Consider the following 21,941-nt stretch of genomic DNA (forward strand, 5'->3'; position numbering starts at 1 on the left):
TCCGGTTAAAAAATCTCAGAGGCTTCCTTTAATTTCTCAGTATTCTCAACCAACATTAACTCATCAACAATTTTTTGAATGTCTCCATTGATAATATTTTGAAGATCATAAAGAGTCAATCCAATTCTGTGATCCGTCACCCTTCCCTGAGGATAATTATATGTTCTAATTTTCGCAGAACGATCTCCGCTGCTCACTTGCGAATTCCGTTTGGCCGCATCCTCCTCCTGTTTCTTCGCCAATTCCAAATCATAGAGTCTTGAACGAAGTACTTTAAAAGCTTTTTCCTTATTCTTATGTTGGGATTTCTGGTCTTGACATTGGGCCACTAATCCAGTAGGCACGTGGGTTAAACGAACTGCGGAGTATGTTGTGTTCACAGACTGTCCTCCAGGACCTGAGGAACAGAAATAATCTATTCGCACATCTTTTGGGTCGATTTGCACATCAAAGTCCTCGGCTTCAGGAATAACCATAACCGTAGCGGCACTGGTATGAACCCTTCCCTGTGTTTCTGTCTGTGGAACACGTTGCACGCGATGTACCCCGGCTTCAAACTTTAAGGTACCGTAAACATCTTCGCCGGAAACCTCAAAATGAATTTCTTTATAGCCTCCGCTTGTTCCTTCGTTTAAATCGATAATATTGGTTCTCCAACCTTTTGATTCGCAATATTTGGCATACATACGATACAAGTCACCAGCAAAAATACTAGCCTCATCACCTCCAGTTCCGGCCCTGATTTCCATCACGACATCCTTTTCATCTTCAGGGTCCTTTGGTATCAATAATAATTTGATTTCTTCCTCAAGCTTAGGAAGTGCTCCCTTGGCTTCATCCAATTGCATTTTAGCCATCTCCAACATCTCGGCGTCGCTTCCGTCTGAAATAATTTCTTCAGCCTCTGCAATATTATTGGAAAGCGTAATGTATTCCTCTCTCCTATCAACAAGCACTTTTAGGTCTTTGTACTCCTTGTTGAGTTTTACGTACCGCTTTTGATCAGAAATAATATCAGGTTGAATGATCAGGTCTGAAACCTCATCAAAACGTTGTTTTACAATGTTAAGTTTATCAAGCATGGATCCATCCGCGTTAAGCTGCGAATTTACAATTTTTGATTGGATTGAAAACTCTCGTATTTCTGTCTAATTCCCGATAAAAGTAGTCCCCAAGGTAATGATCGAAGCATTGAGACCATCACTGCGGTCATATTGACTAAACCTAAGATCTATGGTTTTTAAACCGAAGGATAAAATCTTGGTTCCTGTAAAAATGTCTTTATACTGAATTCCAAAGCCATACTGGTGCGCATCGTATTTTGAAAGGTCATAGTCTGAAGTATAAAATTCAAAAGTAGACAATGCCTCCTCCTTAGGATAAAAATAATCCGCCGCCGATTGGGTGTAATATCTATAGGTAGGGTATAGCGTAAACTTGTCCGAAATTTTAAGTGGGGTTTCAATGCTAGCCGTATGAGAATTTATACCCCAATCATCCCAGTAAAAACGATAATAAGAACGTAGGATTAAAAAATCCGTGGCATAAAAGTTCAATCGTCCACCAAATGGCACTTTCAATCTAGAATTGGGTAATTGTTCCACATCATCCGCAAGTTGAAAATCATCAATATAAAAGTCATTGATGTCACCAAAATATACACGTTGAAATGGTGTACTCAACAATCCGTTTTGAGAAACCAAATCAAGAAATAGGGCCCCTTGTATTTTTTTGCTTAAAATCTGCGAAAAACTAAGTGAAATAGCGTATGAGTTCCTATTCTCCTTTTCAAAGGCCGTGAATATAGGATTATAGGTTCCTGTGCCTGAAACTCTATCATCAAAAAAACCAGACCTTAGTTCGATAGGATAGATAGCATTCCATTTGTCCAAAAAGACATTTGCACCTAAGGTGAGTTCGGTATTTTTTTCATTGAAGAGTTTCGTATAGCTTCCACCAAAACCTATTGAGAAATAATCGTATTCCGCAGAGAAATAGGCATTAGCACTCCAAATGTCATTGCGATCTTCAGAACTGTGTTGGTAACTTGGATTGATATAGGCCAAAAGGTCTTTTCGTGATTCCCCAGAAGACGCATCAAAAGGTGTGGCGTTGATATTGCTTCCGTCCAATGGGTTTACGTTACTGGAAGATGCAGAGGTATAAGCAGAAAGACCAACATCCACGGTAAGAATATCATTCTCATTCATGGGCATACGCAAGACTATAGTTGAAGTGGCATCGGTAAGTTCTTCAGTACCCTCTCCTCCAGTTACGGCCGCATTTTGCCCATCTTGACTGTAATAGCTAAATAATAGGTCAATCTCGCTGGTTTCAAGCACCTTTTTGGTGTATGAGGAGTTTGTTTGCTGCGACCAACCGATAGCACATAAGAAGCTAAAAATTAAAAACAGTTGAATTCTTCTAGATTCAAGACTGATCATAAGTTGTTGGATTTTTCTAATTGCATCCACAGCCACCTCCCGTTTTTCCTCCATTTGCACCTGCCGAAGCTTCTCGATATATGTGGAAATTGGTCTCAAAACGTTCACAAGCCCTTGCGCCCAATTGCATTTCAACATCGTTGACATATGCTTTGTCATATTCCCGAACAACCACGCAAGAACTGCTAAAAAGCAATACTACAGCCAAAAAAATGAGTTTCCGCATCTTTAAAATTATTGATTTTTATCAAATACAATTCCTGAACTTTTATGGACCTTGTTTTCAGCATCCACGACAACTACCTCCACTCCATCAATTTGATTAATTAAGTGAATTCCACTATCTCTACCCATTATAAAAACTGCGGTTGCCAAAGCATCACATAGCTCCGCATTCTTCGCGAATACAGATACACTGTTGATTCCAGATGTTGGATAACCCGTTCTTGGGTCAATGATATGGGAGTATTTTGTACCGTTAATGATGATAAACTTCTCATAATTTCCCGAAGTGGCCACCGATGATTCTACGACGGGTAACCAGCTAAATACTTTTTCCTTGCTTAAGGGGTTTGCTATGCCCACCAGCCATTTCTCACCGGTAACTTTGGTTCCCCAAGTGGTAAGATCACCTGATGCATTTATTATGCCTGCTTTGACCTGTTTGGAGACCATAAGTTCTTTTGCACGATCGGCGGCATATCCTTTGCCTATGGCACCAAAACCAATTTTCATACCTGGTTCGGTCAAATAAACGGTCTGTTCCTCAGCATCCAGGATTATTTTTTTATGATCTATTTTATCAATGGACTGTTTTATGGCTGCTTCCGAAGGTAGTCCTTTCATGGTGCCATCGAATTTCCAAATATTGTCCACAGAGGCGTATGAGATATCAAAGGCTCCATCAGTGATCTCTGATATTTTTTTGGCTCGTTCTACTAAACCAAAAAGTTCAGCACTGACCGCAACGGGCCTAATCCCCGCATTTTTATTGATCAGTGAAGTTTCTGAGTTTTCATCCCAGGAAGAAATGATTTTTTCGATGCGTCGTATTTCTGAGGCGGCTTCGTCAATATTTATGTAACCAATATCTTCATTGGGAGCCACAACGGTTATTTCAAACCTGGTTCCCATCAACTTCATGGTTCTTCTCACTGTGACGTCCTTTTGCTGTCCGCTCATTGGAAGCAAAAAAAATAGCGTCAAGATCAGTGAAAATAACCTCATTTCACAAAGCTGTTCAAAAGTGAAATGAACTCTTTGGGAGAATTACGCCTGTCAAAACCTGTCTTACCTAAAATGGATTTATCCTTGTCCAAAACAACAACTAACGGAAAATAACCACTTGGGTTGAATTCTGCTGCCAAGGATTTATTTGAATTTGAAAGTTCCACCGGAAGTTCATTTTTCTTTTTCCTTGGGAAATCGGCATTGTATAGAACATAATTGGATTCAGAGTAGTTCATAAACTCTTCGGAATCAAGAATACTACGTTTGAATCGTATGCATGGTCCACACCAATCCGAACCAGAAAACACCAAAATAATAGGTCTATTCTCTTTATCGGCCTCTTTAAGGGCCATATCAAAGTTAGACAGCCACTGCGCTTGGAGTGTACTAAAAAAAAGACAGGATGCTATTAGCAACAAGGATTTCATAGTTCAAACAAGGTTTAGATAGAAATTATTCAAATACCCTCAGCGTAGTCCCATTAAGTTCGGTATTGAACACTTTAAGTGGGTTATTGGTAACCGAGTTCAAAGGTGTTCCGCTCTGATCAAATCGAGACCCATGGGTTGAACATCTAAAAATTCCACCATCCTCAGAAATAAATCGAACTTCCTCAGTTTGCTGATGACTACATATTTGACTCGCGGCAATTAAATCTCCAGCTAAGTTTCTAGCCACTACAATATCAGTATAATTGAAACTTGGATTGGATTTAACCAGAATAAAACCACCATTGTTGGCCAAAGGTGCCGAATCGGCTGCATTAAGGTCTACTGTAAAATCAACTCCATCCGGTTCTGGAAACTGCTCAAAATCTTCAGCGTCGCTTGAGCATCCATGTAGACAGGGAAAAGTAAGGGCAAATGCTGCACTGGCCCCCATACTTCTTAAAAACTCTTTTCTTTCCATAGCTTGTGGTTTATAGAAAGAACGTTAATTTAAAGTGATTCGTATACTAATACTCGAACTTCCCAAACTCGCTTTCAATGGTCAATTTTTTACCGTTATGACCTTCCACTCTTCCAATAATCCGCGCATCAACATTGAAGCTCTCCGAAATGGATACAATATCGGCGGCAATCGACTCATTTACATACAGTTCCATACGATGACCACAATTGAAGACTTGATACATCTCTTTCCAGTCGGTACCAGATTGCTCTTGAATTAATTTAAAAAGAGGTGGAATTGGAAACATATTATTTTTAATAATATGCAGGTCATCTATAAAATGAAGAATTTTGGTCTGTGCGCCCCCACTGCAATGGACCATACCGTGAATCTCTTCCGAAGTATATTTCTCCAATATCTTTTTAATAATTGGGGCGTATGTGCGAGTTGGTGATAATACCAGTTTGCCCGCATCCAAAGAGGAATTTTCTACGGTATCAGTCAACTTCATTTTCCCAGAATACACCAATTCTTCAGGTACAGAAGCGTCAAAACTTTCAGGATAGTTTTCTGCCAAATATTTTGAGAATACATCATGACGGGCAGAGGTCAAACCATTACTGCCCATTCCACCGTTATATTCCGTTTCATAAGTTGCCTGCCCATAGGAGGCCAATGCCACAATAACATCTCCAGCCTTTATGTTGGCATTGTCAATGACTTTGTTTTTTTCAATTCGCGCAGTTACTGTCGAATCAACAATTATAGTACGAACCAAATCCCCTACATCAGCGGTTTCTCCTCCAGTTGAGCGAATAGTAATGCCATGTTTTTTCAAATCGGCAATTAATTCTTCTGTACCATTGATTATCGCAGAAATTACCTCTCCCGGAATAAGGTTTTTGTTTCGACCTATGGTAGAGGAAAGCATGATGTTGTCTGTCGCACCCACACAAATCAAATCATCCACATTCATAATAAGGGCGTCTTGGGCTATCCCCTTCCAAACCGAAATATCTCCGGTTTCTTTCCAGTACATATAAGCCAATGAGGATTTTGTGCCTGCGCCATCGGCATGCATCACCAGACAATGATCCTCACTACCGGTTAAATAATCGGGTACGATTTTACAAAACGCCTTGGGAAAAAGACCTTTATCAATGTTCTTTATGGCATTGTGAACATCTTCCTTGGAAGCTGAAACTCCTCTTTGGGCATATCTTTTACTGGTGTCTGAGGACATTTACATAGATTTTGCGCAAAAATAGCTGTTACTTGGCAAATAGCAACTCCCTGTACTTGGTTAAAGGCCATAAATCGTCCGAAATCAATTTTTCCAACTTATCGGATTGCTCCCTAATGGTCTCAAAATAGGGTTTTACATTATCGCAATATGATTGTGCTTTCTTGTTAATGGTGGATAAACCATTCGCTCGTCTCCGTACCGTTGTCATTTCATCGGTCAACTTTTTAATGGCAACAATATGTTCCCCTATTTGCTCCAGGATATTAAGTTGGCTTTCGGCAAACTTTTTATGTGCGGCTCCATACACTTCACGTAACCCATTAATATTTTCCAAGAGTAAATTTTGGTATGAAATTGCAGAGGGAATAATATGGCCATACACCATTTCTTCCAAAATACGACCTTCTATTTGAAGGTGTAAAATATAGGCTTCCAATTCTACCTCTTGATGCGCCTTGAGCTCCACTTCACTCATGACTTCCATATCCTTAAAAAGGGCAATACTATCTTTGGAAGTAAGTACCTGAAGTGCTTCAGGGGTATTTTTGTTATTACTCAGTTTGCGTTTTCTGGCCTCATCTTTCCATTCTTGTCCATAGCCATCTCCGTCAAAACGAATCCGTTTAGAGGTTTTGATGTATTCCCGGAGTACGTTGAACACAGCTTCATCTTTCTTAAGGCTCTTCTTGTCAATAAGGGCATCAACTTCTTTTTTGAAATCGGTAAGCTGTTTGGCCACAATGGTATTCAACATGGTCATGGGCTTAGCACAATTGGTTTTGGAACCAACTCCCCTCATTTCAAATTTATTCCCGGTAAAGGCAAAAGGTGACGTTCTGTTTCTATCGGTATTGTCCAATAAAATTTCAGGAATTTTTCCAACTACATTGAGCTTAAGCTCTGTCTTTTCTTCAGGAGACAGTTTTCCTTTTGAAACGCCTTCCAACTCATCCAATACATCACTTAGTTGTTTTCCTATAAATATGGAAATAATGGACGGAGGTGCCTCATTAGCTCCCAATCGGTGATCGTTGCTGGCAGAAGCGATAGAAGAACGTAGTAATTCTTCATAGGTATCCACCGCTTTTATGGTGTTTACAAAAAAGGTTAAGAACTGAAGGTTTTTCATTGGCGTAGATCCAGGACTCAACAAATTCACACCAGTATCTGTTTCCAAAGACCAGTTATTATGCTTTCCGGAGCCATTTACCCCGGCAAAGGGTTTTTCATGAAAAAGAACCATAAAATTATGTCTGTCGGCTATTTCTTCCATAACATCCATCAACAACAAATTGTGATCTACGGAAAGATTGGCCTCTTCATATACTGGTGCTAATTCAAACTGATTCGGAGCGACTTCATTGTGACGGGTCTTTACAGGAATTCCCAATTTTGTACACTGTTTTTCCAAATCACTCATAAAGGCAAGTACTCTACTTGGAATAACCCCAAAGTAATGGTCATCCAATTGCTGCCCTTTTGCCGCCGCTGCCCCAACAAGGGTGCGACCTGTCATAACAATGTCCAACCGCGATTTGGCCAAAGCTTTATCTACTAAAAAGTATTCTTGCTCCCATCCAAGCGTTGCATAAACCTTTCTTACATTCTTATCAAAATATTGGGCGACCCCGGTTGCCGCCTCATCAATGGCATGGAGCGCTCTTAGTAAAGGTGCCTTGTTATCCAATGCTTCACCCGTGTATGCAACAAATATGGTTGGAATACATAGGGTAGTCTTATATACAAAAGCTGGTGACGTAGGGTCCCATGCTGTGTATCCTCTTGCTTCAAAAGTATTTCTGATTCCGCCACTAGGGAAACTGGAAGCATCCGGTTCTTGTTGCACGAGTTGTGCGCCCCCAAATTTCTCCATAGCCCTTCCATCGGGCAAAATATCAAAAAAGGCATCATGTTTTTCCGCCGTAGACCCTGTTAAAGGTTGAAACCAGTGAGTATAATGGGTAGCGCCCATGGACAGTGCCCAAGCCTTCATTCCCTCTGCTACTTGATCAGCAATTTTTCGGTCAATCTTAGTACCTTGAAAAATAGCTGATTTTACTTTTTCAAATGCCTCTTTGGTCAAAAATTGAAGCATCCGATCTTCATTGAAAACATTTTTTCCGAACATTTCTGATCGTCTTCCAGTCTCTTCCGTCACTACATGAATTCTTTTACCGCTATCCTTTAATGCTTGAAATCTCATTATGACACCTCTTTTTAAGATTAAAACACAAAACTACAATTAACAATTTAATAATATATCCTTGAAAAATTACTTTTTTTTCATTTCACCCCTTAAAAAATAGGGGTTATCAAAATAATATCAAGATCATGGTCATTTTAACCCTTTAAAACACCTATTATTAAATGAAAAACTTATTTTTGTTCCTTGAAATTTTGAGAACAAATAACTACCGGAATTATGAGCAAATCTAAATTAGAGTACATCTGGTTGGATGGATATAAGCCAACTGCGAACTTGAGAAGCAAAACTAAAATCGAAGATGATTTTAGTGGTAAATTGGAAGACTGCCCAATGTGGTCTTTTGACGGAAGTTCAACACAACAAGCTGAAGGCGGTTCTTCGGATTGCCTTTTAAAACCTGTTGCGATTTATCCTGACCCTGCAAGAATCAACGGATACTTGGTGATGACCGAAGTTTTAAATGCCGATGGCACTTCACACGAATCCAATTCCAGAGCAACTATTGATGATGCAGATGCAGATTTCTGGTTTGGTTTTGAACAGGAATACTTTATTATGGATGTTGAGACCCAGTTACCACTAGGATTTCCTATTGGCGGATACCCTGGTCCTCAAGGTTTATATTATTGTTCTGTAGGTGGAAAAAATACCTGGGGTAGAGATTTAGTGGAAGAACATGCAAACCAGTGTATTGAAGCTGGATTAAATTTTGAAGGCATCAACCAAGAAGTTGCTGCTGGACAATGGGAATTTCAATTGTTTGCCAAAGGAGCTCAGAAAGCTGGTGACGAAATTTGGATAGCAAGATACCTTCTAGATCGTTTGACCGAGTCTTACGGTTATTATATTGAGTACCATCCAAAACCTGTAAAAGGTGACTGGAACGGTTCTGGTATGCACGCCAACTTCTCCAATACTACTTTAAGAACTTGTGGCGATAAAGCCACCTATGAGAAAATTTGTGAGGCATTCAGACCTGTTGCTGCTGAACACATTGCTGTTTATGGAGAGTTTAACGACCAGCGTTTAACAGGATTGCACGAAACTGCTTCCATTCATGATTTCAGCTATGGTGTATCAGATAGAGGAGCTTCTATCCGTATTCCTATTATGACAGTGGAAAAAGGATGGAAAGGTTGGTTAGAAGATAGAAGACCAGCATCTAACGGTGACCCATATAAAATTGCAGCACGAATCATTAAAACGGTTAAGTCTGCTGATGTTTAGTGAATAAATTAATTGTTGATAGTGTTTAGAGACCGCCCTTTCGAGGGCGGTTTTTAGTTTAGGGTCAGGTATACAAATAGTACATAGAAAAACATCAAAATTATGCCATCTCTCCAACCCAAACGTAATCCTTTCGGGAAAAACACCAAGGGTAGTAGCAAAAAAGAAATCCCTAACATCCAAAAAATATCATTGGAAAGTAGTTCTTGATCAACCACTCTGATGGGTGTTATGATTGACGTAATTCCTAAAACTGCCAACAAATTGAAGATATTTGAGCCTATCAAATTCCCTAAAGAAATTGCCTTTTCCTTTTTAAGGACAGCAATGACCGATGCCGCTAATTCCGGAATACTTGTCCCAACGGAAACGACAGTAACCCCAATTACACGATCACTAACTCCAAAAGAAGATGCCATTCCTACTGCCCCATCAATCAATAATTCTGAACCGCCCCAAAGTGCCGTTCCTCCTATCCCTAAAAACAACACCGTTTTGTGCAGTGCCAGTAATTCATCATCTTCGGGCATTTCGTCCACCACGGCTGTCTTCTGAAATCGAAGTAAAAACACTAAGAATAAGAACAGGAATACAACCAAAATAATACCTTCATATTGCTGTAATTCTCCATCGAAATATATAAAGCCAACAAAAAGTAAAGAGGCCAACATCATTACTGGCCAATCGGTGGTATAAAAACTACGGCGTACATCAATACTTCCCATCAACACAGTTATGGCCAATACCATACCCAAATTCGCAATATTGGAGCCCACCACGTTTCCCAAAGCCAAATCTGGAAAACCATCCAAAGCTGCCTTTATACTAACAATAAGTTCTGGGGCAGAGGTTGCAAAAGAAACGACTGTCATACCAATAACAATTTTTGGTATGGCCAACCTAAGCGACAATGCAACCGCAGCCTTCAATAACCAATTTCCTCCTAAAATCAGTAGCGTAAGACCAAGAAGAATAAAAAGTAGATTTCCCAAGTAGTTAATTTTGGCGTAAATATAGATGAAGATTTAATCAATCTGTGCTGGAGTAAATAAAATTTAAAACTAAGTGAATAGTTAAATAACTATAAATATAGTTGTTTAACTAAAAATATAATTATATGTTTGATTTAAATATCAATCATATGCGTTTTTTCATTTTAATCCTTGCTATGCTAACCATTAAAGTAAGTTTAGGTCAATCGGAGGATCAAAAAAATCTAATTACTGAACCGGCACAAAACAAACTTGAAAACATTCTAACAAAACTTGAAAACAAAGGATTCTCGGGTTCAATTTTAATTGCGCATGGAGATCGAATAATTCACTCAAAAGGTTATGGGTTTAGTGACTTAAATATTAATCAAAGGAATTCTTCGACAACCGTATTTGATATTGGTTCTTTGGCAAAGCAGTTTACGGCAGCAGCCATCTTAAAATTGGAAGTGCAGGGCAGGTTAAACGTAAATGATAAAATATCTGAATATTTCAAAGGGCTCCCCGCTGATTTACAGGAAATTCAAATACATCACCTACTAACCCATTCAGCTGGATTCCAAGGAGCGATTGGCAATGATTATGACAAGATTTCAAAAGCTGAATTCATCACCCAAGCATTTGAAACAGCTAATAGAATTGATCCTGGTTCTATTCATGAATACTCAAATGTAGGATATAGCCTTCTATCTCTAATAATCGAACAAGTATCTGGGGGCACATACGAAGCTTACTTAAAGCAATACCTTTTTGATCCGGCTGGTATGAAAAACACAGGTTACGTGCTTCCTAAATGGGAACCCAATACAATTGCGAATGGTTATTCCAAAAACAAAGAATGGGGTAAACCCAATGAGAAACCTTGGGATTCTGACGGACCTTATCTACATTTAAAGGGAAATGGAGGTATATTATCAACCGTGGAAGATTTGTTTTCATGGCATTTGGCCCTTCTAGGTGAAGAAATTCTGTCCGAAGATGCCAAATCCAAGTATTATGGAAAGCATATCGAAGAACAGCCAGGTGATCCCGCGTTTTACGGCTATGGTTGGGTCATAATTCCATCTAGAAGAGGAACGGACATTATTACCCACAATGGCGGAAACGGTATATTCTTTGCCGATTTTTGGCGCCTTCTTGATGAGGAGTTAACCATAATACTTCTGAGCAATAATGCAAGTAGATGCCCTGAGGATTTAGCTGTTAAGCTTGCCAGAACTATATTAAATTAAAAAATATACAAACGTTTATCATGCAAAAGTTAACAAACAAGGAAGAAGAAGTAATGAAAATCCTCTGGAGGTTAAAAAAGGCCTTTGTCAAGGAAGTACTAAAAGAAATGAAGGGAGATAAACCACATTACAACACCTTGTCAACCATTGTAAGAAATCTGCAGGAGAAAAAATACGTGGGACATGAGGCATTTGGCAATACCCATCGCTACTATCCGCTTGTTACCAAAGAAGCATATCGAAAAAAATTCGTCAACTCCACAATAGCGGATTACTACGATAATTCTTATAAGAGTTTAGTTTCCTTTTTTGCCAAGGAAGAAAAGATATCAGTAGAGGAATTAAAGGAAATAATTGATCTTATTGAAAACAAAAAGTGATGGAAGTATTGTTAATTCATCTTTTAAAATCGTCTGGGATAATACTACTCTTTTTGGGTTGCTACTATATTTTTTTAAGAAAAGAAACCTTTTTTAAAGGCAATCGCTGGTTTTTATTCTTCGGATTGTTGATTTCGTTGACTATTCCTTTTATAACCATCACCAAGACGGTTATGATCGGAGCTTTATCTATTTCCGAAGTACAGGCGGCACAGCCCATTTCTTCAGGTAACCAGCAGTATAACCATTCATTATCAAATCTATGGTTGATTGTATCCGTAATTTATTTGATGGGCGTGATTTATATGGGAATACGCTTGGCAATGCAATTTTATTCCATAAAAAGGTTGCTATCCAGTTCAAAATTGCTGAAGGACCATCCTTTTTGTCATGTACAAACGGAACAAAGTATTTCTCCTTTCTCATTTTTCAGATACATTTTTTATAACAAACAAGATTTTGACCGAAGGGAGTTGGAATCGGTGATAGCGCATGAAAAAGTTCATGCAAGAGAAAATCACTCTTTGGATATTCTGCTTATGGAACTTTCTCTTATTATTCTTTGGTTTAATCCAGTCATTTGGTTTTATCGAAATTCTTTAAAGCAAAATTTAGAATTCTTGGCGGACGCCCAATGCTGCGGTAAAGGAGAAGAAAAGAAAACGTATCAATATCTAATGCTCAAACAAACCATTGGTGCTCACAATTTATTCATTGCAAATCCATTTTACAATTCATTAATCAAAAAACGAATCGTCATGTTAAATCAAAATCAATCCAAGAAAACAAACATGTTAAAGATGTGTTTTGTCTTACCAGCCATCGCACTATTCTTAGTGGGTTTCAACACCAAAACCGAATTTATCCACCACAATGACCAGTTCAATGGTACCGAAAAATTAGATGAAAAAGCCATTAAGCTTACAATAGACAAGGACACTTCTGATGAAGAATTACTGAAAATCAAAACCAAACTTGAGAAGGACGGCATCGATTTCTCTTACACAGTCGTGCATAATGGCAATAACGAAATTATTGATGTTTCACTCCAATTAAGCGGGAAAAATAGCGACGGAGAAACTTTCAGTGGCAACTACAACTCCAGTTCAGATGGACCAATAAAGCCCATTTTAATTTATTACAACGATGCCACCAACACAATTTCCTTCGGAAACTCAGAATACAATTCCATAAGCATCCATTCTGACGAAGACGACCAAGTATGGGTCAAGTCTGATAACAAAAATCATCAAAACATCACTATTATTGAAAAAGATGGGCAAAAGAAAATAATGCTGAATGGTAAAGAAATTAGTGAAGACGAACTAAAAGACATGAATATCAACATTCATGACGACCATCAGAATGATGATGTGCAAATCCATGTTGATTCTGACAATGCAGTAGATATTGACAAACACATATCCATAGATGAACACGTTCATGAAGAGGTAAATATCATGAAGGAAACTGAAGTTCACAATGATTCAGATGCTATCCCAGGCAGTAATGGATTGTTATTTCGAAGCAGTGATTCGAACGAAAAACCAATCTATTACGTGGATGGAAAAAAAGCCAAAGAAAAAGATGTTGAAAAACTGTCTCCAGATGATATTGACACTATTACTGTCCTCAAGGGGAATGGAGCTATAAAAAAGTATGGCAAAAAAGCTAAAAATGGGGTTGTGGAAATTATCACCAAGGAGGAAAAGTAGCTCTTTAAAGACATAAAACTCATATTATAAACCGGCCTTTGAAAGGTCGGTTTTTTATTTCCATCGCAAACGAAATCACCAAAAATCGCTGTTTTTTGAACAAAATCTCCCTTGGTTTTAAAAAATTAAGCAAAAACACCCCTACAAAAGCTTCAGTTCATAATACATATAAGTATTTAATATTACATTTTAAAACTTTATTGAAGAAGGTCACATGATTTTCAAAGTCAATCTCATTTATTTACTTACATATCTGTATTCAATTGTATTGATTTCCTTGTAAAAACTTGCAAACATGATTGTTGTCATTTTATCTTAAAAAAACGTAACCGGTTCACAACAATTTTTCAACCATTAAAATCAATCCACACGATGATCACAATTGTTAAGTTTTTAGTGATGTTGCTCATTCAGCTCATCGCTCTAATTTTTGTCTAACCTTTAAAACCAATCGCTATGCTTACATTATTTGGAATGCTTATCATACTATTCGGAATTGTTACTCTGGTTACTAAACCACTCTTTAAAACCAGTGCACTTTTACAATGGTTTACCACAAGACGAAGTTTACAAATCATACTGGTAGGAATTGTAATGAGCATTGTTACCGGAACATTCTTTTATGCTGAACCTGGTACTGCCTATGCAGTGCAATACCCTTGGGGAGGTCAAAAAGCTGTTTTTAGACAGGGAATACATACCAAAATGTGGGGAAGACTTATTCCTTTACAATTTGAACTACCCATAAAATATGTGATTCCAAGCCAAGAACATGGTTTGGGAGAGCAAAGCGAATACGCCAACGTGGATGAAGCCAAATACTGGGCTTTCAGTGATGCGGTAAAAGCTAGGATTGCCACCTCAGTAGTAATTAGTATCAATACAGAAGATGAAATGCAATTCCTGTCGGTTGCCGACCGTAACAAAACAGAAAAAAATCTCATTCGTTCGCGTATCATCCCTAACATTGATCAATCCATTAAGAACACCTGTAAACTTATGGATGCACAGGATTATATTTCAGGTCAAGCGTCTGACTTTGACCGCTTTTTTAAAGATCAACTCGAAAATGGCATGTACGTGTTGGAAGAGTACGTGCACAGTGAGCAAAAGGACATTATCGGTGATAGTAGCACAGTCCGTACTGTTGTCAACAAAGAGTCAAAACAGAAACGCTTTCGGATCAAAATCAAAGATGGGAAGCCGATTCGTGAAGCTGGCAACTCTTTAAAAGCGTACGGATTAACAGTTGTACAAGCTGTGGTTACGGAAATTGATTGGGAGACCACGTTCGACAAGCGTCTACAACTTCAGAAAGAAGAAGTGGCTCAAACCCAATTAGAAAAGCAACAAGCTGAGCGTGAGTTCTACCGAGCGCAAAAAGAAAAGGCTCGTGGTGAAGCTGAAAAAGCAGCCGAACGCGCCCGACTTGAAAAGGAGCAAATTCAAAAGACCATTGCGGCCGAAACCGAAGCCAAGGTAGCCGAGTTCAACTTGGTAAAAGAGAAAAAGCAGTTTGAAGTGGAAAAATTCAAAGCTCAGAGTAAAAAGGTTGCTGCTGATGCTGAAGCCTATCAGAACGCCAAACTAGTAAGTGCAGGACTGACTCCACAAGAACGTGCTGAATGGGATTATAAAACCTCGGTAGGTGTCGCAAGAGAACTTAAAGAGTTAAGATTGCCTGAAATATTCATTGAAGGTTCTGACTCCAAAAACAGCGATAATACATTACTAGAATCATTGATTGGTGCAGAACTTGCCAAAACAATGATTGAAAAAAGCACTGAAAAATAGTATGAAGAAAACCCGGTCTTAGACCGGGTTTTCTATTGCATAAGTAACTTTTATTCTTCCTCCCCCATTTTTTGCAGAAAAGTAATGTCTTCTTCAACCGTCAACAGAAGTAAGCTCGTAGCCGTACAAAAAACAGGACTGGTTATGCAATGATGACCATTCCAACTACCATCTTCGTTTTGTATTTTTAAAATACGTCCACTCATATTATCATACCAATCTTTCCAATCTTCGTCTTTGCTCACCAACAAGGATTCTCCAGTTTGTAAGTAACTTAAAAATTCTTCTCCCCCATTATTGCCAAAACCATCCAACACTTCATCCTTTTGGGCCGTTTCTTTGGCAGATTCATATACTTTGTAAGCCGTTCCATATTTCTGGGCATCACCCGCAGCATATCCTATTTCTTCGAGAATTTCAGCATTTATCTCAGCATCTGAAGCTATTTTGCCTTCGGCTTTTGCTTTGCTAATATCTGCTTTGACTTTTCTGGCTTCTTTGGCACTTGCCCTAACACTTCCACTTACGGAGTATAGTATGATTCCAGCCCCGTCATCCGTTTTGACCGAGCCGTCTTCCTCATTGTAGTTTCCTTTTTGGTACTTTCTTGATCTTTCAAGAACTTCTTCGTTTACCACAACCCCTGCTACTTGTGCTGCCTCTAAGGCACTATTGGCCATTCCACTCTGCAATACACCTGCCCAACCAGCACCTCTCTGTTTACCGTGTTCGTCCGTTCCTTGTTGAATACGGGCCACGCAAATGTCCAAGCAACGAATAATTCGTTTTTTGTCTATCCCGTTCAGATTCCTGTCCAAAACACTGGAAAGGAACTGGGCGGCCAAAACAGCATCAATATTTGCGCCCAATTTTGACTGTATCTGGGTATTTCTAACTTCCGTGATATATGGCTGGTCGTTTTCAGTACTTTCTATGGTTTCCAGCAGATAGTCCAATGCTTTTTTGAGATTTTGGGCATGAATTCCCTTTTTTAAGGTTGTACCGCTCCTAAGTATAGCCATCCCCACCATAGCGGTGGTTGCGGGATCTGCTTTTACCGCATGTGGATCCCTGATATGCTGTGCGGAATGACTACCTGCTCCATACCCTCCATTGGGCAATTGTGCTTTCGAGAGCCATTGAAGTCCATCCCGTACCGCAAATTGAATATTCTCATCTGACTTATATCGATCAAATCCTTCTGACGATTGTTCGCCCATTACAGTCATAAATACGCAACCTTTTTCTGGTTGTAAAGTTCTTTTTGGGCCTGAAGCCGTTAATGTGGTGTAAAGCATTCCACCTATCAATACTATAGCGGGTGCCAACAGTAATTGCAATTTTGTCCTCATCATTAAAAGTTTTAATTTTTAGTGAAGCTAGACAACGGGTAACATCAAAAAAATAGGCATTTAGTATAGTGTAACGTCCAATGAGTATCCTTGCACTTTTGCTGAGGGAAGAAAACCATCCACCATAATAACTATCTTTTTTATAAAAACTTTAGCAATTCACTTAAGCTTGGTCTTCCTTGATTTGATTATTTTACATTTTTGTAACAAATCAAACCTAAAAAAGTGAAAAAAATAACAATTTTACTAGTTTCCTTAGTTTGTCTACAAGCGTGCAAACAAGAGCCAAAAAAGGAAAAATCCCCAAACCTTAGTGAAGAATTTAGCCTAGTCTTAGAGGACTATTATGAAGATGGACTAAAGTTAAATCCTATAAATGCAACTACAGCAGGTGATCATCGATATAATGATGTTTTCACCAATCAGTTGTCTGATGAGCATATTGCGAAAGCGAAAGCCCATTTTGAAGGTTACAAAAACAAGTTGAACGATTTCCCTGATGAAAGCCTTACAGAAAGTGAGCGAATGAGCAAGGCTATTTTGGAGTGGCAATGCGATATCAATTTGAATGAATTCAACCATAATGCAAACCTTACTCCCATAGATCAAATGTGGTCTCCGAACCTATTTATGGGACAATTGGCCAGTGGCTCTAGTGCTCAGCCCTTCAATACAGTCGAAGATTATCAAAAATGGATGAAGCGTGTCAATGGCTATCTGGATTGGCTTTCAAGTACCGAAGTCAAGATGAGAGAAGGTATGGAAAAAGGGCATGTACTACCTAAATCATTAATTAAAAAAGTACTGCCACAACTTGAATCCTTAACCGTTAAAGACCTAGACAAACACCTTTTCTACACTCCTATAAAAAATATGCCTGATAGTTTTTCAGATGAGGAGAAGGAGCAGCTTACAGCCGCTTATCAAATTATGGTGACCGATCAAATAGTCCCGGCTTATGAAAAACTGCACGCTTTCATGTCTTCCGAATATATGGATGCCGGCCGCGAATCAAGTGGAATTCAAGGTGAGCCCAATGGTGATGTTTATTATGCGCATCAAATAAAAAAGTACACCACCACGAACATGACTGCTTCAGAAATCCATGAATTGGGGTTGAGCGAGGTAGCCCGGATTCGTTCCGAAATGGAAAAAATCAAAGAGCAGGTTGGTTTTGACGGAGATTTAAAAGCTTTCTTTGATTATGTTCGAAGTAATAAGGAGCTCATGCCATTTACTGATCCTCAACAGGTCATTGATAATTTCAATGTTATACATGATCGCATGAAGCCTCAAATTGAAAAACTTTTTGATGTAAAACCAAAAACTCCCTTTGAGGTACGACAGACAGAGGCGTTTCGTGAAAAATCCGCCAGTGCTGAATACAATCCTGGTTCTTTGGATGGTACTCGCCCTGGAATTTTTTACACCCCGATTCCGGAAGTAACCAAGTATAACACCTATTCAGACGAATCGCTGTTCCTTCATGAAGCTATCCCTGGGCACCATTATCAAATATCCCTGACTCAAGAGAGCGAGGATCTACCTAAATTCAGAAAGACCTTGTGGTATAGTGGATACGGAGAAGGTTGGGCCCTGTATAGTGAGTCTTTGGGAACGGAACTGGGATTATACACCGATCCATATCAATTATTTGGAATGCTAGGAGCAGAAATGCACAGAGCAGTTAGATTAGTGGTTGACACAGGTCTTCATTCCAAAGGTTGGACCAGAGAACAAGCCATTCAATACTCATTGGACAATGAAGCGGAATCAGAAGCTTCCATTATTTCGGAGATTGAGCGCTATATGGCTAATCCCGGGCAAGCCTTATCCTATAAAATTGGACAACTTAAGATTCGAGAGCTGCGTAAAAAAGCGGAAGACGCCATGGGTGATAAGTTTGATATCAGACAATTTCACAATCAAGTGCTAGAAACCGGTTGCGTTCCTTTAGCGCTGCTGGAAAATAAAATTGACAACTGGATAAAAGAAAATAGTTAACTATAGAATGGGCCGCCTAAAGCGGCCCATCATTTTATATAGCTAAGCTAAAACTTTGATTATCTTTGCATTGACCAACCAATACAGTTATGCTTTACAAATTCTTGGCAAAAGTTAATAAGGTTATTCTTCCTTCGTACACCAAGCGCCAATTGGACCTTTCCAAGGCGTCCAAATTACAGTTGGCTATTATTGGTTGGCGCTACTATGTTACTACTCGGGCCTTAGATTAGTATTTGATAAGAGATTTAATATCATATCCATTGAGCTTTTCAGCTCCGTTCAAAAAACTCAGCTGAATCAAAAAGTTGCACTGAACAACCTCGCCGCCTAATTTTTCAACCAATTTACAGACCGCTTGGGCAGTTCCACCAGTGGCTAGCACATCATCATGGACCAAAACCTTTTCCCCAGGTGAAATGGCATCCGTATGAATTTCCAAAACATCTTCGCCATACTCTAAAGAGTATGATTCAGCTATCGTTTTGTATGGTAATTTCCCTTTTTTACGTACAGGAACAAAACCGGCTTTGAGTTTTGAAGCAAGCATTGGGGCAAAAATAAAACCCCTGCTATCCACTCCCACTACCTTATCAATGTCTTGTTTGCCAGCCATTTCACAAAGCACGTCACAAGCATTGTTCAACACCTCAGGGTCCTTTAAGAGTGGTGTAATATCCTTGAAGGTTACTCCAGCTTTCGGAAAGTCTGCTATATCACGAATGTAGGGTTCAAAATCCATTATTTTTGATTAGGAGGTTTTGTCGTAAATTTAAAAAGAAATATATTTGCACCCCATTAAAAAGGCCTCGTGGCGCAACTGAATAGCGCATCTGATTACGGCTCAGAAGGTTGCAGGTTTGAATCCTGCCGAGGTCACTAAAAGCTAAGGAGTTGGTGAAGAATTTTCACTTACTCCTTTTTTATTTGCCTATTTTAAGAGAGTTTTTCAATCCCACAGTGTTCCCGAAGCCATTTCTTTGACTCATATATTCCTATCTCTTCGGCCTTTTTAAAGTTATTGCAGGCAAGTTCTTTATTCCCCTTTTTCAAATTAATAATTCCTTTGTTAAGGAAATACCTTTTTGAATCCGGGTTTAATTCAAGGCACTTATTGTTGTCCAACTCACCTTTTTCAATATCTCCCATTACCAAATGAACAGTTGATCTAAAAGCATAGGAATCTTGAAAATCTGGAAACCTTTCAATACAAAAGTTCAATATTTGTAGGGCATTATCAAACTTTTCTGCGTGATATTCTACAAACCCCGAGATACTTATAGATTTAGGGTTATTAGGGTTAATATCCAATGCTTTCTGAATTGATTCCCTTGCACCATCAAAGGAATCAAGGTCAACCAAATAAATTGCCTTGGCTGAAAATAGCAATTCCTGCAACGGTTCTAGAGCTATTGCTTTATCAATAAATTCAAGGGCTATTTTAAAATTTCTGAGTTTATAGTGGCAAAGGGATAAAAAATAAATCGTAAGAGAATTATTTGGTTCAATAGCAAGTGCCCTTCCGAAATCGTTAATTGATTCCATATAATTTCCCAGGAAATAATTTGCATGACCCCTTTTGGCTAGTGCCAAAGAGTTTTTGGGCATAAAATCAACGGCTTTATTGAATTCTGCTTTGGCTAGGTCAAATTGCTTGGCTTTCAAATGACACTCTCCTTTATTTATTAGAATATTAGGCGATGCTGGATTTCTTCTTAGCATTTTATCAAATACATCTATAGCCAGTTCATAATTGCCCATATTCATATGGTTTAAACCAATTCTGTTATAGGTGTTTTTTGAAATCGGATTGATTTCAATGGCCTTTTTGAGATGAAAATCACTGGAATCATGATCTTTTGCCTCAGCATATATAAAGGATAACAGATCATGGCCTAAAAAAAAATTTGGATTAACCAATAAACATTGTTTTAACGACTTTATTGATAGATCGAACTCGTTTCGGAAATAATGGTATTGTCCTTTCAACAGCCAATCATATTCATTAAATCTTTTTTCATGTTTAAACTTTGCCCTAATCGGAAAAAGTTTTAATACGGTTTTTTGTTGAGACCCAACTAATACTGGAACCGACTGTGACATCTTCAACTTGTAGTAATAATTGTTTGTCCCCAATAAATAGCTTGTTCCCAACTTTTTGTTTTTTTGAAAAGTGAATTTATGTGCGATTTCTTGCTCTCCAGGAAAAATACTCATTACAGCTTGCCCTGGTGTAAGCTTTTCACCCCAAATCACCAACCAATCCTTTAAATCAGGATAATCATTAATAGATTTTAGAAGTTGCCCCTTAAAACCGAATGCCCCATTTGTAAGTCTGTCAAATATTTTGGCTCTCCGATAAGGGTTTTTTTCAAACTTTAAAACCAAAATATATGCCAATCCAAGCATGACAAAGCAATAATAGACCCCAACGGGCAAGGCTATAGAAAATATGCCAGTCCACTTTAGAAATTCCAAAACCCTAAACCCAGGCACATAAAATAGCCGATCAATAGTAATTATCAAAATGAAGGATAGCAATATAATAAACCTGATTCTCTGTTTTCTGAATGACTTCTTTGCCTTTACTTTTAATGATTGAAAATGGCCATCCAATTGCTCAAAATACTTAAGGCATTGTTCTCTTTTATTTGTAATTATTTCTGAATGCACGTCTGAAATCAAGAGAAAAAAGTACTCAATAGGAGGCCCTGCCAATAAACCTAGCAATTTTTTGTATTTGACCGGGTTCAAAACCTTGTTTATTTCTTGATGAGTTGTTCTAAAATTTTCTTTCTCAGGCTCTTTACTAAATAATGGTCTCACCTCTTCGTTGAATTTAGACCAAAGGGAAAGGGATTCAGCATGGACAATTTTATGCATTACAAATACGAAAGGCGTGAAAATCAAAAAAGATCCGATGAAAATAGGATCGTACCACTCAATAGGAATGTCAAAGGGTGCTATATCAAACAGAAAATTTTTAAAGGTCCTCCAAGGATACAGGACTAAATGCACCACCCTACCTATCAATTCTGCAATTGCGAATAATTCACCCGCCTTTTCAGATAAGTAGCTTAATAGATCATCCCATGTTTTCAGGTCACTTAGGCCGGAAAGAATTGGAAATGCTCCAAATATCCATCCCAAGTATTTTCCTATAATTTTTCTTGTTGGTTTTTTGGCCACGAAGTTTATTCTTATTGATTTAGAAAGATAACCAACTAG

Annotated in this window: 19 protein-coding genes and 1 tRNA gene; 8 read left to right on the plus strand and 12 right to left on the minus strand. The window is 38.5% G+C overall.

The features are described from left to right. Positions 1-5: 5 nt before the first annotated feature. The 8 genes from prfA to ACOKFG_RS14925 form a co-directional block, all read right to left on the minus strand. Positions 6-1,082, minus strand: a complete 1,077-nt coding sequence (gene prfA / locus ACOKFG_RS14890) for a peptide chain release factor 1 (protein WP_298790977.1) — start codon at positions 1,080-1,082, stop codon at positions 6-8. Positions 1,083-1,148: 66 nt separating this feature from the next. Next, positions 1,149-2,444, minus strand: a complete 1,296-nt coding sequence (locus ACOKFG_RS14895; RefSeq protein ID WP_422862194.1) for a DUF3570 domain-containing protein — start codon at positions 2,442-2,444, stop codon at positions 1,149-1,151. 16 nt (positions 2,445-2,460) lie between these two features. Beyond that, the gene (locus ACOKFG_RS14900) at positions 2,461-2,670 is read right to left on the minus strand and encodes a DUF4266 domain-containing protein (protein WP_298790981.1); all 210 of its coding nucleotides are present in this window, start codon (positions 2,668-2,670) and stop codon (positions 2,461-2,463) included. A gap of 8 nt (positions 2,671-2,678) precedes the next feature. After that, positions 2,679-3,671 (minus strand): FAD:protein FMN transferase, encoded by a 993-nt coding sequence (locus ACOKFG_RS14905; protein WP_422861533.1) that lies wholly within the window; start codon positions 3,669-3,671, stop codon positions 2,679-2,681. Beyond that, positions 3,668-4,102, minus strand: a complete 435-nt coding sequence (locus ACOKFG_RS14910) for a thioredoxin family protein (protein ID WP_422861534.1) — start codon at positions 4,100-4,102, stop codon at positions 3,668-3,670. Before ACOKFG_RS14910 ends, ACOKFG_RS14905 begins: the two co-directional genes overlap by 4 nt. A 25-nt stretch (positions 4,103-4,127) precedes the next feature. After that, complete coding sequence (locus ACOKFG_RS14915) at positions 4,128-4,583, minus strand: Rieske 2Fe-2S domain-containing protein (protein WP_298790987.1); 456 nt, start codon at positions 4,581-4,583, stop codon at positions 4,128-4,130. Positions 4,584-4,629: 46 nt separating this feature from the next. Beyond that, on the minus strand, positions 4,630-5,808 hold the full coding sequence (locus ACOKFG_RS14920; RefSeq protein ID WP_299486094.1) for an AIR synthase related protein: 1,179 nt from the start codon (positions 5,806-5,808) through the stop codon (positions 4,630-4,632). 28 nt (positions 5,809-5,836) lie between these two features. Then, on the minus strand, positions 5,837-8,014 hold the full coding sequence (locus ACOKFG_RS14925) for a glutamine synthetase III (RefSeq protein ID WP_299486096.1): 2,178 nt from the start codon (positions 8,012-8,014) through the stop codon (positions 5,837-5,839). A gap of 219 nt (positions 8,015-8,233) precedes the next feature. Here ACOKFG_RS14925 and ACOKFG_RS14930 point away from each other — a divergent pair, with 219 nt between their 5' ends. Continuing rightward, positions 8,234-9,244: a glutamine synthetase beta-grasp domain-containing protein gene (locus ACOKFG_RS14930; protein ID WP_299486098.1), complete on the plus strand. Its 1,011-nt coding sequence runs from the start codon at positions 8,234-8,236 to the stop codon at positions 9,242-9,244. Between the two features lie 53 nt (positions 9,245-9,297). Here the strand turns inward: ACOKFG_RS14930 and ACOKFG_RS14935 are convergent, their stop codons facing one another. Further along, on the minus strand, positions 9,298-10,236 hold the full coding sequence (locus ACOKFG_RS14935; RefSeq protein ID WP_298790996.1) for a calcium/sodium antiporter: 939 nt from the start codon (positions 10,234-10,236) through the stop codon (positions 9,298-9,300). 176 nt (positions 10,237-10,412) lie between these two features. On the opposite strand from ACOKFG_RS14935, the gene ACOKFG_RS14940 reads away from it, so the two are divergent. From ACOKFG_RS14940 to ACOKFG_RS14955, 4 genes are all read left to right on the plus strand, one after another. Beyond that, a complete protein-coding gene (locus tag ACOKFG_RS14940; RefSeq protein ID WP_422861535.1) occupies positions 10,413-11,468 on the plus strand; it encodes a serine hydrolase domain-containing protein in 1,056 nt (351 codons plus the stop codon). A gap of 20 nt (positions 11,469-11,488) precedes the next feature. Beyond that, positions 11,489-11,848 (plus strand): BlaI/MecI/CopY family transcriptional regulator, encoded by a 360-nt coding sequence (locus ACOKFG_RS14945; RefSeq protein WP_190809424.1) that lies wholly within the window; start codon positions 11,489-11,491, stop codon positions 11,846-11,848. Continuing rightward, positions 11,848-13,563 carry a M56 family metallopeptidase gene (locus tag ACOKFG_RS14950; protein ID WP_299486103.1) on the plus strand — a complete coding sequence of 572 codons (1,716 nt, stop codon included), beginning with the start codon at positions 11,848-11,850 and terminating at the stop codon, positions 13,561-13,563. The genes ACOKFG_RS14945 and ACOKFG_RS14950 overlap by 1 nt, the downstream gene beginning before the upstream one ends. A 456-nt stretch (positions 13,564-14,019) precedes the next feature. Then, the gene (locus tag ACOKFG_RS14955) at positions 14,020-15,357 is read left to right on the plus strand and encodes an SPFH domain-containing protein (RefSeq protein WP_299486105.1); all 1,338 of its coding nucleotides are present in this window, start codon (positions 14,020-14,022) and stop codon (positions 15,355-15,357) included. Positions 15,358-15,407: 50 nt separating this feature from the next. On the opposite strand, the gene ACOKFG_RS14960 is transcribed toward ACOKFG_RS14955, so the two are convergent. After that, complete coding sequence (locus ACOKFG_RS14960; protein ID WP_298791009.1) at positions 15,408-16,712, minus strand: hypothetical protein; 1,305 nt, start codon at positions 16,710-16,712, stop codon at positions 15,408-15,410. A 222-nt stretch (positions 16,713-16,934) separates the two neighbouring features. Here ACOKFG_RS14960 and ACOKFG_RS14965 point away from each other — a divergent pair, with 222 nt between their 5' ends. After that, positions 16,935-18,713: a DUF885 domain-containing protein gene (locus ACOKFG_RS14965; RefSeq protein WP_422861536.1), complete on the plus strand. Its 1,779-nt coding sequence runs from the start codon at positions 16,935-16,937 to the stop codon at positions 18,711-18,713. An 89-nt stretch (positions 18,714-18,802) separates the two neighbouring features. Then, entirely contained in the window at positions 18,803-18,946 is a 144-nt protein-coding gene (locus ACOKFG_RS14970; protein WP_298791013.1) for an SsrA-binding protein, read from the plus strand. Here the strand turns inward: ACOKFG_RS14970 and ACOKFG_RS14975 are convergent. Next, positions 18,943-19,455 (minus strand): adenine phosphoribosyltransferase, encoded by a 513-nt coding sequence (locus ACOKFG_RS14975; RefSeq protein WP_299486111.1) that lies wholly within the window; start codon positions 19,453-19,455, stop codon positions 18,943-18,945. The two genes, ACOKFG_RS14970 and ACOKFG_RS14975, sit on opposite strands and share 4 nt — an antisense overlap. A 63-nt stretch (positions 19,456-19,518) precedes the next feature. Between ACOKFG_RS14975 and ACOKFG_RS14980 the strand changes: the two genes are divergently transcribed. Further along, positions 19,519-19,592: transfer RNA gene (locus ACOKFG_RS14980), tRNA-Arg, on the plus strand. A 57-nt stretch (positions 19,593-19,649) separates the two neighbouring features. On the opposite strand, the gene ACOKFG_RS14985 is transcribed toward ACOKFG_RS14980, so the two are convergent. Beyond that, on the minus strand, positions 19,650-21,902 hold the full coding sequence (locus ACOKFG_RS14985; RefSeq protein WP_298791015.1) for a tetratricopeptide repeat protein: 2,253 nt from the start codon (positions 21,900-21,902) through the stop codon (positions 19,650-19,652). Positions 21,903-21,941 lie beyond the last annotated feature (39 nt).

The sequence above is a fragment of the Flagellimonas rhodophyticola genome, assembly GCF_049332665.1.
Taxonomy (GTDB): domain Bacteria; phylum Bacteroidota; class Bacteroidia; order Flavobacteriales; family Flavobacteriaceae; genus Flagellimonas.